Origin of the sequence: Chitinophaga sp. CF418 (genome assembly GCF_900142925.1) — a bacterium.
Classification (GTDB): Bacteria; Bacteroidota; Bacteroidia; order Chitinophagales; family Chitinophagaceae; genus Chitinophaga.
Genome location: NZ_FRCN01000014.1, coordinates 299,313 through 315,727, shown reverse-complemented (window position 1 = coordinate 315,727; position 16,415 = coordinate 299,313). Strand labels below are relative to the sequence as shown.

Annotated in this window: 12 protein-coding genes; 10 read left to right on the top strand and 2 right to left on the bottom strand. The window is 44.2% G+C overall.

All coding sequences use genetic code 11. The features are described from left to right. Positions 1–349: 349 nt before the first annotated feature. The 10 genes from F3I09_RS27725 (at position 350) to F3I09_RS27680 (ending at position 13,651) form a co-directional block, all read left to right on the top strand. Entirely contained in the window at positions 350–865 is a 516-nt protein-coding gene (locus tag F3I09_RS27725; protein WP_149698306.1) for an RNA polymerase sigma factor, read from the top strand. Between the two features lie 169 nt (positions 866–1,034). Beyond that, positions 1,035–2,117, top strand: coding sequence for a FecR family protein (locus F3I09_RS27720; RefSeq protein ID WP_149698305.1), 1,083 nt, complete (start codon positions 1,035–1,037; stop codon positions 2,115–2,117). A gap of 167 nt (positions 2,118–2,284) precedes the next feature. Next, complete coding sequence (locus F3I09_RS27715; RefSeq protein ID WP_149698304.1) at positions 2,285–5,713, top strand: TonB-dependent receptor; 3,429 nt, start codon at positions 2,285–2,287, stop codon at positions 5,711–5,713. Positions 5,714–5,732: 19 nt separating this feature from the next. After that, complete coding sequence (locus F3I09_RS27710) at positions 5,733–7,631, top strand: RagB/SusD family nutrient uptake outer membrane protein (protein ID WP_149698303.1); 1,899 nt, start codon at positions 5,733–5,735, stop codon at positions 7,629–7,631. An 11-nt stretch (positions 7,632–7,642) separates the two neighbouring features. After that, on the top strand, positions 7,643–8,359 hold the full coding sequence (locus F3I09_RS27705) for a DUF3823 domain-containing protein (RefSeq protein WP_149698302.1): 717 nt from the start codon (positions 7,643–7,645) through the stop codon (positions 8,357–8,359). A gap of 2 nt (positions 8,360–8,361) precedes the next feature. Next, positions 8,362–9,381: a family 43 glycosylhydrolase gene (locus F3I09_RS27700; RefSeq protein WP_149698301.1), complete on the top strand. Its 1,020-nt coding sequence runs from the start codon at positions 8,362–8,364 to the stop codon at positions 9,379–9,381. A 733-nt stretch (positions 9,382–10,114) separates the two neighbouring features. Continuing rightward, on the top strand, positions 10,115–11,401 hold the full coding sequence (locus F3I09_RS27695) for a peroxiredoxin (RefSeq protein ID WP_149698300.1): 1,287 nt from the start codon (positions 10,115–10,117) through the stop codon (positions 11,399–11,401). A gap of 119 nt (positions 11,402–11,520) precedes the next feature. After that, positions 11,521–12,183, top strand: a complete 663-nt coding sequence (locus F3I09_RS27690; protein WP_149698299.1) for a YceI family protein — start codon at positions 11,521–11,523, stop codon at positions 12,181–12,183. After that, on the top strand, positions 12,183–13,118 hold the full coding sequence (locus F3I09_RS27685; RefSeq protein WP_149698298.1) for a cytochrome-c peroxidase: 936 nt from the start codon (positions 12,183–12,185) through the stop codon (positions 13,116–13,118). Before F3I09_RS27690 ends, F3I09_RS27685 begins: the two co-directional genes overlap by 1 nt. 41 nt (positions 13,119–13,159) lie before the next feature. Next, positions 13,160–13,651 (top strand): cupin-like domain-containing protein, encoded by a 492-nt coding sequence (locus tag F3I09_RS27680; RefSeq protein WP_370512671.1) that lies wholly within the window; start codon positions 13,160–13,162, stop codon positions 13,649–13,651. Positions 13,652–14,098: 447 nt separating this feature from the next. Here F3I09_RS27680 and F3I09_RS27675 read toward each other — a convergent pair whose 3' ends face one another. Together F3I09_RS27675 and F3I09_RS27670 are read right to left on the bottom strand one after the other, a co-directional pair. Next, entirely contained in the window at positions 14,099–14,803 is a 705-nt protein-coding gene (locus tag F3I09_RS27675; protein WP_149698297.1) for a response regulator transcription factor, read from the bottom strand. Positions 14,804–14,861: 58 nt separating this feature from the next. Beyond that, complete coding sequence (locus F3I09_RS27670; RefSeq protein WP_149698296.1) at positions 14,862–16,358, bottom strand: sensor histidine kinase KdpD; 1,497 nt, start codon at positions 16,356–16,358, stop codon at positions 14,862–14,864. Between the last annotated feature and the right edge of the window lie 57 nt (positions 16,359–16,415).

Here is a 16,415-nt window from a genome sequence, read left to right as displayed (position 1 = left end):
GCTACAAACACAGGGCTCCAGGCGGAGCCGAATGAGGCGGATAAAACGCCACGTTGATTTATACCTGGTGCTATAAAAACAATACTTACCTGACCCAAATTATTTAAAATCATTAACTTATGATTAACAGTTGAAACATGGATTCATCCTATTTTTGGTGCAGCAAAATTCAAATGAGTTTTTTAATGGTTAATTTGGGGAGGGCCTGATTTTCATCAGGCCCCTTTTAATTTTCTACCCTGTATCATTTAATTTTTATAGCTTGTAGTTTAGATGCAATAGTCTGAACTGTTGTACTTTAAACGAGGAAAGTAAATTGGCGGGGTCCGAAAACATCAACCGTGCATCCATGGCGGACCACGAGCTATGGATAGCTTTTAAACAAGGAAACACAGAGGCCTTCAGTGAAATGTACCAGCGCTATGCAGGTACCTTATATAACTATGGCTATCACCTTGTTCCTGATGCTGCCCTGGTACAGGATGCCATGCAGGATCTGTTTGCCGACCTCTGGCGCACACGCCATAATCTTTCTGACACCAGCTCTATTAAATATTACCTTTTCCGGTCCCTGCGCCGCCGTTTGCACCGGATGGCTGATATCAAACCGATACCCGCTACTACTTCTTTACAAACAGCATCCATCGAGGAGATCAAAATACAAACAGAAGAATACCTGTTGCTGTTACAACGATTGCAGCAGCTGATGTCCCGCCTGCCTGAACGGCAACAGGAAGTGATCCGTCTCCGGTTCTATGATAATTTCAGTTGGGAAGAAATAGCGGGAATCCTGCAGATCAATGAACAATCTGTGAGGAACCTTGTGCAACGTGCCATTGTCAAACTGCGTGAGGGATGGAAATAAGCCTGTCTGCCCAACTGCGTCAAGGATGGAAATAGTCTTCGTCGCCATAACTAAATGGACGTCTGTCAGGCAATAAAAAAGAAGAAAAATTTTTTTCAGGCGAAGTGAGTTAAAATAACCACTTCCTGTCTTTATTAATATAATTACTGTCGGAAAGGCATTTAATGCTATGGATTATTCAGCATACGATACAGCAGATTTTGTCTGTGACGATTCTTTTGTGGCATGGGTAAAGGAAGGCAGGGACGGCGCTCACTGGGAGCAGGTGATAACACAATATCCCGGTAAGCAGGAGTTAATGTTACAGGCAAGGACCATTATTCTGGCAGCAGCACAGCTACCTGTCTTTCAGCTGAAAGAAGAGGATCAGCTACAGATGTGGAATGAAATCAGTCACCAGATGGATACGGCGGGCATAGCGCCTGTAAAAAAAAGCCGTTTTATCTACTGGTATTGGGCGGCAGCCGCAGTGTGCATCCTGGCGGGGGCAGCCCTTTGGTGGATGCGTCCGGAGAAGGAGTCGGCCGTCGTATACACCCGTTTGCTGCAGGAAGCAAAACTCGATGGCAATAAACGGATAGAGGAAGTCAATGAGGAGAAGGGACTACGGACGGTAAGATTGCCCGACGGAAGTTCTGTGGTATTGCAACCCGGGGCCAGGATAAGTTACCCGGTATGTGCAGGCAGGAATTGTAAACGTGAAGTCTATCTTTCCGGCGCCGCATTTTTCGAAGTGTCCCGTAATACATTACAACCCTTCATCGTATATGCAAATGAAATGGTGATCAATGTACTGGGTACCAGCTTTCATGTGAAAGCATATGATCAGGACAGTTTGGTGGAAGTGTATGTAAAGACAGGGAAAGTAGCGCTATCCATACAACCATTGGGAAGTAAGATGGTCTCCAACGTTTCAGCCAATCAACAGGCTATATTACAGCGAAATACACTTGCCGTATCGGTACAATTGGCCGAACAGCACCAGATAGACCCGAAGGCGCCGGCAGCAACTAATTATTCGTTCGTATTTAATGATGCTCCGGTAGATAGTGTTATAAATACTATTGAACAAGCCTATGGTGTGCACATCAGGTATGATAAAGCCTTGCTGGCAGATTGCAGACTGACGGCATCGCTGACAGATGAACCATTATATGAAAAGATACGCCTGATCTGCAGGGCGCTGGAGGCTGAATGTATCATAACAGGAGATGATATAGCCCTCTCAGCAAAAGGATGTCATCGTTATTGAAAACTAAACCAGGATCTAAAAAAAAATGAATACTAGTACTTAATGAAAATAGCCAGCGGTATGGCCGTACCACTGGCTATGACTAATGTCACGTTGCCTTATACCCGCTCCACTGGGATAAGACAGCCCTTCTATTTCCCATATTATTCAGGAACACAATCCAAGTTATGAAAAAAAGATTACGAATCCGTGATTTAATCTTTCACGTTACGCGTACATGTGCCTCTCAGCTGCTTGTTGCAGTGTTGTTTACTACCCTCACCTTTGCCGGAAGTAGCAAAGCCCAGGAAATACTGCAGCAGAAAATTTCCCTTGAAGCAAAGCAGCAGCCCATCGGCAAAGTCCTTAGCCAGATAGAAAAGCTGGTCGACGTTAAATTCCTTTACAGTTCTTCACTGATCCAATCAGACCGCAAAGTGGATGTAGTGGCCGAAAATGAAGCATTAGGCAACATCCTGAATGGCTTATTATCGCCATTGCAACTGCAGTATCATGTGTCTGGCCGTCAGATTGTGCTTAATCGATTACGCACTCCGGCCGCAGATCCTGGTATGCAGCCAGTAAAGATCAGTGGTAAGGTGACCGACGATAAAGGTCAGCCCCTGCCAGGTGTGAGCGTAAAACTAAAAGGTACTTCTACCGGTGCCACGACAGATGCTACAGGCACCTATGCCTTCAATGTGCCTGCGTTAAGTGGCATCCTCTTATTTACTTATGTAGGTTTTGCCCCCAAAGAGATCGAGATCAATGGTAAGGATAACGTGAATGCCACACTGGAAGCATCTTCCACATCGCTAAGTGATGTGGTGATCGTCGGTTATGGTGCACAGAAAAAAGAATCGTTGACAGGCGCTATTGCTTCTGTTACCAGTAAAGACTTAAACGGTGTACACGCTGGTGCTACCGTCAGTGCTGGTCTGGCAGGTAAAATAGCAGGCGTATCCTTCCGCTTTTCTGATGGCCGTCCCGGCGCCAGCGCTTCCATACAGATCAGGAACATGGGGAACCCGCTGTATGTAATAGATGGTATTCAACAGGATGAAGGCCAGTTTAATAACATTGCGCCGGCTGACATTGAAAGCATCACTGTGTTGAAAGATGCTTCTGCTGCTATCTACGGTTTGCGTGCTGCAAACGGGGTAGTTGTAGTAACTACGAAACGTGGTAAACTGGGCAGCCGTAACACCATCAACGTAAACGTTTACAGGGGATGGCAGAACTGGACACGCTTTCCTAAAACGACCAATGCATATCAGTGGATGGTGGGTAAAGCAGATGCTGATATGAACCAGTATGGCAAGACTTCCATTACACAGGCGGAGCTGGACAAATGGAAACAGGGTACAGAAACTGGCTATAAAAGCTTCGACTGGTATAAGTTCATTGTAAAGGGAAACTCTCCGCTTACACAAATGAACCTCAATTTTACCGGTGGTTCTGAAAGGATCAACTACTATGTGTCTGCTACACACCTGAAGCAGTATTCCGTGCTGGGTAGGGAATTCACCTTCGAACGTACCAATGTACAAAGCAATATAGAAGCCCGCGTGTCCGATCGTTTTAAGATCGGGGCTCAGATCAACGGACGTGTTGAAACCCGTGATCAGCCAGGAGTACCCGGTGGTGATGACTATTGGGCTGCACGTTTTGCGATACTCCGTAACAGGCCTACCGAACGCGCTTATGCCAATGATAATCCTGAGTACCCAAATGACATTGGCCACAACACAGAGAACTGGGCCGTGCAGAATAAAAAATTGTCAGGATACTGGCGCAGTGACTGGCGTGTATTACAATCCAACCTGACAGCTGAATACCAGTTCCCACTGGAAGGCCTGACAGCGAAAGGACTGTTCTCTTATTACTACGCCAATGAAATTATGAATGGGCATGAGTATACCTATAAAGTATATACGTATAATCCAACAGACAGCACTTATAATGTAACAGGCGGTAGCTCCAACCCTTACAGGGAAAGACGTAACAGAACCATCCTCTCACCAACTATCCAGGTACAGCTCAACTACAATAAAGTATTCGGACAGCATACTGTTGGTGCTACATTGGTGGCAGAGCGTATTAAAAGAAGAGACCTGAGTAATTACGTACACTCTGTGCCTACTACCAACCAGTTGCCATTGATCTATTTTTCCACCATGGATACCTATAATGATGGCGATGGTACAGAAGCCCGTCTGGGATATATCGGTCGTCTGAATTATAACTATGCCGGAAAATATTACCTGGAAGTTTCCGCGCGTAGGGATGCTTCCTGGAAATTTTCACCCGATAAAAGATGGGGTACTTTCCCGGCCATCTCCGGTGGATGGCGTGTGAGTGAAGAAAAGTTCTTCAGTTTTGTTAGTAAGAAAGTGCTGAGCGAATTGAAACTCCGTGCTTCTTACGGAAAACTGGGCGATGATGATGTAGGTATTGGGCCCTACGACTACCTGTCGGGATATAACTATAATGCCTCTACCGTTATACTGGATGGAAATGCTGTAATAGGTTCCAGTAATAAAGGCGTTCCTATCAGGAACATATCATGGTTTGTGAGCAGAACGCTGGACATCGGCCTTGATTACGGTTTCCTGGACAGTAAGATCAGTGGTGCGATAGATGTCTTCAACAGAAGAAGAACAGGATTGCTGGGAGCAAAGTATGACATACTGGTACCCAGCGAACTCGGATATTCCCTGCCTTCCGAAAACGTGAACAGTGACCAGGTGGCAGGTATAGAAGGCTCCATTGCCTGGTCTACCAAAATTCAAAAAGTGAACCTGAATATAGGAGGCAATGTCTCATATGCCAGAATTAAATCACTGCACACTTACAAGCCGGTATATAACAACTCATGGGATCATTACCGTAACTCCGTAGAAGAAAGGTTCAGTAATACCTTCTGGGGATATGAGGTACAGGGACAATTCCAATCGCAGGAACAGATCAATAAGTACCCGGTGAATATAGATGGCACCGGCAATAAAACATTGCTGCCGGGAGATCTTATCTATAAAGACCTAAATCACGATGGTCTGATTAACGATATGGACATGCGCCCTATCGGTTATGGCACAGGCAAAAATCCCATTGTGAACTTTGGTCTGAACTTCGCTGCTTCATGGAACGGTTTCGATGCACGCATTGATTTCTCCGGTGGTGGCGGTTATTCTTTCAACCGTAACTGGGAGATGCGCAACCCTTATCAGAATGGCGGTAACCTGCTGCTGGACCTGTATGAAGATCGCTGGCACAGGGAAAATCCGCTGGATCTGAACAGCCGCTGGATACCCGGAAAATATCCTGCGCTTCGCTTCAATAACGGTGATCACAGCAGCTTTGGCAAGAACTCTGACTTCTGGCTTGTTAACGTAAAATATCTGCGTGCCAGAACAATCGAGTTAGGATACACAATACCCAAAGAGCTGCTCAGCCGTGTGAAAATAGAAAGGGCCCGTTTCTATGTGAATGCCTACAATCTATTCTCTATTGATAATATGAAGGGCATCGGTATTGATGCTGAGATTGTAGATGATAACGGTCTCACATATCCGCAGAGCAAATTTGTGAACATTGGTTTTGAACTTTCTCTCTGATCTTTTAACTGCATTTAGCATGAAAAAATATTTGCTGACAATAGCAGCAGCCCTCGTAATGATATCCGGGTGTGTGAAGGATGATGAATTCCTCAGCACAGATCCTAAAGACCTGCTTACCGACGAAGCCGTATGGAAAAGTCCTGACCTGGTATTATCAGTTCTTGCTGATCTCTACAATCGTTATCCGGAGCAGCAGACTATTACCAACTGGACAGAATTTACCAATTTTGATGAAGCCTTTCCTTCTGAATCCGGCCAGTATTGGAGAACGAAGCAGGTAGATTATCCGTACGACTGGTGGAACCTTTGGGATTATGGATATATCCGCGACCTGAATCTTTTTGTACAGAAATGCAGCGCTGCGAAAGAACTGGCGGAAGATGTACGTGCACGTTTTGTAGCAGAAGCACGGTTGCTGCGCGCTGCTATTTATTTCGAAGAAGTGAAGCGTATGGGGGGAGTGCCGTTGATACTGGAACCAATGGAATATGATTTTAGCGGAGACCCTGCCTATCTGCAGCATGCAAGGGCGAAAGAATCGGAGATCTACGACTTTGTGATCAGTGAGATGGATAGCATTAAAACTATACTGCCGGATGATGCCGGTATCAAGTCACGCGCTACCAAATGGCTGGCATTGGCCATGCAATCAAGAGCTGCATTATATGCTGCATCCATAGCGAAGTATGGTGTGAATACGCCATCGGTATCATTACCTGGAGGGGAAGTAGGTATAGCAGCTGATAAAGCAATACCCTATTATCAGAAAGCGCTGGATGCCGCGCAGCAGATCATCAGCAGTGGTAAATATTCGCTGTATAAGAAGAAAGCAGAGGATCTTGAAGAGAATTTTGCCGCGCTTTTCTACGACAAAGCCAATAACCCGGAAGTGATATTTGCACAGGACTTCAAACTGAAATCTGGCAAGACACAGGAATGGACCATCCTTAATCAGCCATGGTCATCTGCGGAAGAACAGCAGGGAGGCAGAATAAATCCATCGCTCAACCTGGCGCTCCTGTATGAGAAACTGGATAATACTTATAGTCCATTTATCACTAATAACGGAAGCGACTACATGTACTACAATGATCCTAAAGATATTTTTGCCGGCAGAGATGCGCGTCTTGGAGGTACGATCATCCTGCCTGGCACCAAATTTAAAGGAGTACCATTGGATATCTGGGCTGGTGTAATGTACTGGAAAGATGGTAAGTACAATACTATCACCGGCGATAACTTCGGAGACCTGGACAGTATTCCGGTGGCAGGCACTCCTAAAAGCTCGCAGGTAGTAGGAACTGACGGTCCGATAGACGGATTGCAGTTCAGTGCCCAGACAGGCTTTTTCGTGCGTAAGTTCCTGGACCCTACAGTTGGTTCAGGGCAGATCGGTACCCGCAGTGATGTATGGTGGGTACGTTACCGCTACGCGGAAGTATTATTAAATGCAGCTGAAGCTGCACTTGAATTAGGACAGCCAGGCCTTTCATCCACTTATGTGAATCAGCTGAGAGAGCGGGCTGGTTTTACAACCCCATTACCAGAGGCAGCAATTTCTTTTGACAGGATCGTACATGAAAGACGTGTGGAGCTGGCCTTTGAAGGCCATGAAATGTTTGATAACAAACGTTGGAGACTGGCGCATAAGGTATGGAATGGAGAGACCATTTCAGCTAATGATGTTGTGAGCAACATCGGTAAGGCCGATAAGATCAATACCATGATCTACGGGCTATGGGGATATAAGATATTCAACCCGGGTAATGCCAATCATGGAAAATGGGTATACAGGGTGGTGAAACCATCCAACGTAACAGCTGCACACCGCTTTAATTTCGGAAACTATTATTCCCGCATCGGTTCAGACATCCTCAGTAATAATCCCAAACTGGTAAAGAATCCCAACAACTAAAAAGAGGCTACATGAAAAAGATATTTGTATATACGACATTGATACTGACTGCTTTTTCCTGCAGGAAAGACAATTACGAGGCGCCATCGGCCACGCTGTCGGGGCATATTACCTACCAGGGAGTGCCGGTTAATGTCAGTTCAAAAGATGTAACTTTCGAACTGTGGGAACCCGGCTGGGGTAAGAACGGCGCTATTAATGTGGCTATAAATGAAGATGGCTCTTACTCCGCATTGTTGTTTAATGGGAACTACAAACTGATCATACCTCCTTCCCAGGGGCCTTTCAGGTCAATTACCGACCCAGAGACAAAGTCTGACACTATGCTGTTGACTATAAACGGCAGCCGGGAGATGGACATTGAAGTGATGCCTTATTACATGATCAGGGATGCCAAAATGGAGCGAAACGGTACAACTGCTGTGAACAGCAGCTGCCGGCTGGAGAAGATCATTACCGATGCAAATGCGCGAAATGTAGAAACAGTGTTCCTGTATCTGAACCAGACCCGGTTTGTAGACGCAACCAATTACATTGCGCGCAGCTCCCTGGCAGGAAGCGATATTACTGACCCCGCCAATGTGCACCTGAGCGTGAATATTCCGGATGTCATTTCCGGCAACGGTACTACAGGCGACCAGGATTATGTATTTGCGCGTATCGGTGTAAAGATCAGTGGTGTGGAAGACCTGTTGTTTTCCGAAGTGCAGCAGATTAATCTTAAATAAAGATGATAAGAACACTTGTTTGCCTCTTGCTCCTGGCAGGGTCCGTACATGCGCAGGATACTTTCCGCAATCCGCTCTTGTCCAAAGGGCCTGATCCCTGGTGCATCTATAAGGATGGATATTACTATTACATGCACACCATGGCTGACCGCCTGGAGCTGTGGAAGACGAAGAACATTGCTTTCCTCAAAGATGCAGTGCATAAAACGATATGGAGGCCGCCGGCAGCTGGTCCTTTTTCAAGAGATATCTGGGCGCCGGAGATTCATTTCCTCAGGGGCAAATGGTATGTCTATTTTGCGGCTGATGGTGGTGATAATCAATATCACCGGGTATACGCCCTGGAGAACAGTTCTGCAGATCCGATGAAGGGCGACTGGGTCTTCAAAAGCAAGGTTGCTGATGTGGAAGACAAGTGGGCCATTGATGCGAGCGTATTTGAACATCATGGAAAATTATATATGATTTGGTCTGGATGGGAAGGGAATAAGAATGGGCGGCAGGATATTTATATCGCGGCCATGAAAGATCCGCTGACAATCAAAGGGAAAAGAGTAAGGATATCAAAGCCGGAATACGCCTGGGAAACCAAAGGAGATATTGGCGACCCCACGCTTCGGCATATAGATGTGAATGAGGGGCCGGAAATGCTGAAATACGGGAAGAAATTGTTCATTGTGTATTCAGGATCAGCGTGCTGGACAGATGATTATGCATTAGGGATGCTTGTTGCCGATGAAGACAGCGATCTGCTGGATCCTGCGTCCTGGAAGAAGAAGCCGGAATCAGTATTTAAGCAATCAATTGAAAATAATGTATATGCGCCCGGGCATAACTCCTTCTTCACTTCTCCAGATGGGAAAGAATACTGGATACTTTATCACGCGAATGATCATCCCGGTGATGGCTGTGGAGATAAAAGATCCCCGCGTATCCAGCGTTTTACCTGGGATAAGGACGGATGGCCTGTATTTGGCAAGCCTGTCAGAACTGACTCTTTATTGAAAAGTCCCCGCTTATAGCGGGGACTTTGTTGCTTTGTGACTGTTTTTTGACAGTGATTAAACGATCGTGGTATTGTTAGATTCGTAAAGCTGTACTAACTTTTGTCAGTGAATTTATCGGTTTATGCTTAAAACACAGCGGCTGCCGTATATTTTCAACCTGTTTTATGTAGATTTAGATAGTTTATACTTTATCAGTCAGTTTTAATCACATGCCGTCAATCGTTTTACATTACGTTATCATTGCGAGCATTACAGTTATGTTTATTTTGGTGAATAGATTTTACGGTCACAAGACAAGCGTTAACTGGAAGGAGAACAATGAACAGCTTTAAGCTCCGCACGTCAGGTAACCCAACATTATAGAGTAGCATCGCAAGCTTCTACACTGAAGAACACACAGTTTATATCCCTATGTCTATACCTTCAGTAGTATTGTCTGCACTATTTTCTATTAGTCTACAAAAATAATGGACTATTTTTTGGAAAATAAAATTTGCCATTCTATCTTTGTTATCACCACCCTAATTAAGCCACCATTAATTAGTTGATTTATTGAAATTAACTAACACTGTTCAACATGTACAACTTCCTTCGTTCTTCCGGCTGTATGCCCTGTTGTTGTAGCTAAATCCTGCCTTTAGCAAGGCGCTCCCATTCCATTTCGTCAGATATACTTTACAGCTGACCGCCAGGCGGAAGGAGATTGCCATGCCCTGAACTATCAACCACTCAAACCAAATCTACTCTCATGAAGACAATTACCCGCATTGGAGTAAAAGGCCTGCTGGTCGCTGTACTTTTTAGCAGCACCGTACTGGCTGCTGAGAAAAAGCCCTCGTTCTTAAAAGAAGGCGTGTGGCGTGGTGTTTTTACAGTCAATGAAGCCAACGTTCCCTTCAATTTTGAACTGAAAGGCAAAGACCCTGAGCATTTCGTGTTTACACTCATTAATGGTCGTCGCCGCGATGAATTTAAAGTGAAGCGTGTTGCTGACGATTCACTTTTTATCAAGATGAATACCTACGATGCTGCACTGTTTGCAAAGATTGAATCAGACGGCCGCATTACCGGTGAATATAGAAGCCTGGTACCAAATTTCCGTGGTAATGCACTGCCCTTTGTAGCAGAAGCCGGTAAGAAATACCGCTTTGTGGAACCCGGAAAAGATGTCAAACCTACATATGATCTGTCAGGTAAATGGGAACTGCAGATCTATAGTAAAGACCCTACTCCCAACCGTATAGGATTACTGAAACAGGAAGGAAATAAATTGACCGGTGTAATCATGTCTGTAGTAGGCGACAGCCGGGAATTGGAAGGCACTGTACAGGGCGACCAATTTGAACTGTCCGGGTTCACTGGCCCGAGTCCTATTTATATAAAAGGAAAGATCAATGATGATCAGTCTTTTAGCGGAGAGCTAAGCCTGGGCATCTACAACAATGTCAAGTTTGACGGTGCTAAAAATGCACAGGCAGAATTGCCGGATCCCTATAAGCTCACTTATCTCAAAGAGGGATATAATAAGCTGAATTTTACTTTACCTGATCTGAATGGCCAACAGGTTTCACTCAGCGATGCCAGGTACAAAGGCAAGGTGGTCATAGTAGAAATTATTGGTACCTGGTGTCCCAATTGTACAGACCAGACAGCATTCCTTGCTCCCTGGTTCAAAAAGAACAAAACACGTGGCGTAGAAGCTATAGCCATAGGTTTTGAGCAGAAAGATGATCTCGAATATGCCAGGTATACACTGGGAAAATTAAAAGATAAATACGGTATTGAATATGATATTCTTTTTGGTGGCATTGCTGATAAGAAAGTGGCTTCGGAAAAACTTCCGGCACTCAACCGCATGATGGCCTTCCCGACTACAATCATTATTGATCGTAAAGGAGAAGTAAGACAAATCCATACAGGTTATACAGGAGAAGTAACTGGTCAGTACTTCAAATCATATGTGGAGAAATGGAATAAAGACCTGGATATACTGATTGACGAACCAGCTCCGCAGGATGTTGCCAGCATTCACTAGAGACCCTATTATCATCGGATGATGATCACATATGTTTCCGGTTCTACATGTTGTTTCTGTTGTCAGGCCTGTGGGGCTGTGCAGACAGCCTTCACAGGTCATTTAAAAAACTAATTATTATGAAACTCTTCCAACACGCTGCTTCCTTTGCTTCTATCGGTGTAATAGTCGTAATCACTGCTTTTACCGTACAGGTAAAAAATACTGATACCTTACCTACAACTGCTGCTGATAATATCACTGCAGCAAATAAAGTAACTGCATTCCAGGTAGATAATAAGAACAGTAAACTGTTGTGGACTGCACGCAAAGTGACCGGTGAACATACCGGTACTATCAACATCAGCAGTGGCACACTGAATGTAGAAAACAACGCCTTAAAAAGCGGTAGTTTCAAACTGGATACGCGTAGTATCGCAGTAAGCGATATCAAAGATGCCGACGGCAACGCCAAACTTACAGGTCATCTGAAAAGTGATGATTTCTTTGCTGTGGAAAAATACCCTTCAGCAGATTTTCAGATCACAGGTATTAAACCTCATGGCGATAATCAATATGATCTGACAGGTAAGCTGACCATCAAAGGTATTACCAATGACATCAATTTTCCGGCCACCATCAAGGTGGATAAAGATAAGCTGACCGCTACCGCAAAGGTGAAAATAGACAGGACGAAGTATGATATCAAATACCGTTCGAAGAACTATTTCGAGAACCTCGGCGACAAAGTTATCTATGATGATTTTGAGCTGGACATAACATTGTTGGCTAACGCGCAGTAATGAAACAGTGGTACATCGCAGGCATATTATTATCTGCAATCATGTTGCTGGCCTTTCATTCAGAGGAACCGTTAACACGTGCAAAGCTGGGGGAACAGCTGTTCTTTGATCCGATATTATCCGGAAACAGCACTATCAGTTGCGCTTCCTGTCATAAGCCGCAGTTTGCATTTGCAGACACCACAGCATTCAGTAAAGGCATTCATGATCAGCTTACAAAGCGGAATACGCCTTCAATCACCAACCAGCGCGGCAGGCCCAGTTTCTTCTGGGATGGGCGCAGCGCTTCACTGGAAGAGCAGGCGAAACAGCCCATCATCTCAGCAGGGGAAATGGGATTGCCTATTGAAGATGCAGTAACGCGGCTGAATGCAGACAGTGCTTATGTGCGTGCTTTCAGAAAATTGTTCAACAGCGTGCCGACTGAGAAAAATCTACTGAGTGCGCTCGCTGCATATGAGCGCACATTGGAAACAGCCAACAGCCCTTATGACAGATATATTAGCGGAGACGATCAGGCCATTTCGCCGGAGGCAGCCAGAGGCAGATTATTATTTATCGGTAAAGCCAATTGTAGCAATTGCCACTCCGGAGAAGACTTTACTGCCGACCGCTTTAAGAACATCGGCTTGTACAATGGCACGACACTGACAGATGCAGGGCGCTTTGAAGTAACATGGGACAGTGCCCAACTTGGATTCTTCAAGGTGCCCGGTCTCAGGAACGTGGCTGTTACTGCGCCTTATATGCATAACGGTATGTTTAAGACGCTACGCGAGGTGATAGAATACTATAACAAACCTGATGCAATTGTAGATAATGGTATCAGAAGAGATCTTTCGTTAAATACACCATTGAATTTAACAGATACAGAAATCAACGAACTGGAAGCATTTTTAAAAACACTCACAGACGACCGCTTTATCAACCAATAATCAAGTCCGCCGCAGGCGGATAACCTTACCTTTTATATCGGCTGCCGTGGAATTTCCATGGTATTGCAGATCTGCGCAATCCTGATTATGAGGCTTTTCCTGCGCTCCGGCATTTGAATGGCTGGGAGTGTACGCTGCATTTCGGTGAAACGTTGTTCATACCTTCCGGTTACTGGCATTACATCCAGTATGAAACAGCGGGGTATTCCGTGGCTTATCGGGCATTGCCGGTCTCTATGCTGAAACGTGCTGTCGGGGTGCGGAATATTTTTATAACGAGGCGTTTTGACGATGCCATGCGGAAGATATTGGGGAAGAAGTGGTTTGATTATAAAATGAAGACGGCGTACAGAAGAGCTGAGAGAGCTGTGCAAAGAAAATGGTTTCTCTTATGGTTGGATTGGTTTTTCTGTAAAGACATGTCCGGTATCAAACCAGGATCAAACTTGCATATGACCAGGTTCTTCCTCCGTTCTTCCTCCGTTTTTAACGGAAGAAGAACGGAGGAAGAACCTGGTCATATGCAAGTTTAAAGCGAATTATATCCAAAAGAAATTCCTGATAATCTTTATCTGGTATTTTAGATTTGAATTGGTATTAATATATTATAAACCAATTGATTATAGCAATGTTTAAGAAGTCAGAAATGCGTATTTCCCGTATAGGTTTTCGTTGGACTTCTACTTAGCTTTGTGATGTGATCAGAAGGGTACGAGCTGGTAAATATTCTTATCGCGCTCATTGTGTTGTCAGACATTTTTTAGAAAAACCGCGCGATTAGCGCGTTTCAATAAATAGGTATTTCGTTACTGAGGCAGGTGCCGTAGTTGCTCCTGTGCTACTAAACGGAATTACTGAAGCAGATTTGTTACGGTATAGTATGCGTTTATGCGCTACATGTATCTCATCAGATCTAATCCAGAAAGATTATCGGGACAGGTAGAAGAAGTGACGATAGATACAGCAAGTCGCCGATATTATCATTTCACATTGAATACAAATCCGATTCCGTATACATTCTTGATACTGATACCGGAATTCTGCTGGAAATATTTTCTGAACCTTGAGATGAACACATCAAGGCTACGGCCAACGAAGTAATCGTTGGAGCCCCAGACTTTAGTGAGGATCTCTTCACGTTTGATCACACGGTTTACATTGTGAAAGAATAACACCAGCAGGTCGCATTCCCTTGGCGTAAGTACTATTTCATCTCCCTGTTCCGTAATCAGTTTCAGGGAATCGACAAACAGTTGTGTATTGCCTATCGTGATGACATTGTTGGCTTTTACAACCTCCGTCACAACTGCGGGTTGTTTACGTTTAATGATGTTTCTGATGCGCAGTACCAGTTCATCCACATCAAAAGGTTTCACGACATAGTCGTCTGCTCCTATTTTGAGACCATTCAGACGATCCGTTTTTTCACCACGTGCGGTGAGGAAAAGAAAAGGTACCTGGTTATTGATCCTGACCACATGTTCGGCCAGTTCGAATCCATTCATCCCGGGAAGATTGACATCGATCAGCAGTATCTGATAGCCTTCGGGAGATTTTTTAAAATCTTCCAATGCATCACTGCCACTTTGTTGCCAGTTTACTTCAAAATCCATCAGTTCCAGGTATTGCTTTACCACATTACCAAGATCTGATTCATCCTCTACTAATAAAATACGATGTCTCATAGCGTTCAATTTTTAATTTGAAGCAGCCGACCTGTTTACGTTAATTACAAAAAATATTTTATACAGGGATCACAATTACAAATGTAGTCCCTTTTCCTACTTCACTGTCTACTTTTAATTTCCATTTATGCGCATCTATGCATTGTTTCACATAGTGCAGCCCTAGTCCCAATCCCTTTGTGTTCTGCGTCAGATCTTTCTGATATCTGTAAAATTTCTCAAAGATGTGTTTGAGTGTTTCCCTGGACATTCCGATACCGGTGTCAGAGACAGTAATGTAAATATTCTCCTTGTCATTGCTGATGACTATCACCAGGTCTTTGACAGGCTGGAGATTATACTTCACTGCATTGTCCAGTATATTCAGCATTAAGGTAGTAAAATGAAAACTATCAAGGTTTACTACCAGGTCTTCCTCCGCAGGCGTATAATCGATCTGCACATTGGAAGTGGAGAACTTGATACTGAAGTCGGTCAGAATTTCATTTACCAGCATGTTCAGATGGTGTGGCTTTTTCTGCACGAATAATTTATCAACAGTAGCAAGATCCAGTACTTGTCCGAACAGTAGTTTCAACCGGTGCGACTGCCGTTCAATAACATCTGACAGCGATTTGATGGCCATCTTGTTATCCAGTATCTTTTCATTCTGGATGTTTTTGTTGGCTACCATAATGGCCGACAACGGTGTATGAAATTCATGCGTGATATTATTGATAAAGTCTGTTTTAACATCTGAAAGACGTTTCTGCTTTATCCAGTTCCGCATGGTGATGAAAAATAGTAAAATAATGGCAAACATGGAGAGGAGCGACATGGTCAGCATCAGGCGCATCTGCCTGAAAACCATCTGCCGGCGGTTGAAAGGCTCCGCATGAAAGCTGAATGCCATGGCGTAAGTATAAGGCATTGCATTGCTGACATTCAATCTTGCCACCTGGCTTCGTTCGTCAGGGTTCTTCAGATCGCCATAAATGCGGATACCGTCAGACCATTGCAGTGAATCGTCAATCAATTCATATTTTTTCCGGCTGTCGTAGATATTGATATATTTTTTGTTGCCGGTCATGATATCGATCCTGGCAATGTTCAGTGCATATCGTAATGAGTCTGTTATATTCTCTTTTTCACGGATCTGCCGCATCAGGCTGTCGATTGTCTGTGATCTGATGAGCCGGTGGAATATTTGATTTAATAGATGTTGTGAATGAACCTGGAATTTTGTGGTGTCAGTATAGTAGAGTTGTTCCAATGTTCTGAGCTGAGGCACCAGGGTGCTGTCTATGATTGCTTGTCCCCCGGGGAATAATTTATCATTCGTGATCGCCTTGCTGTATTCCTCATTGATCTTACTTTTTTTCTCGTAGTAGAAGCGTCTGTTAAGCAGATCATAGGTATTATAGACCAGAATAAACTGAACGAGCGCCAATACCAGAAAGCAAATAATAGATGTTGTTATGTAGATCTTAAAGGGATGCTTCATCGAAAAATTCCTGAAGAACAAATATATTCTTTCAGCTGGCAGTTTTAATAAACTCCATAATTTTCTAGTCATATTTAAATATTGGAAATTTAATTTTCATTCACAATTCGTTTAAGATTGTTTACACTT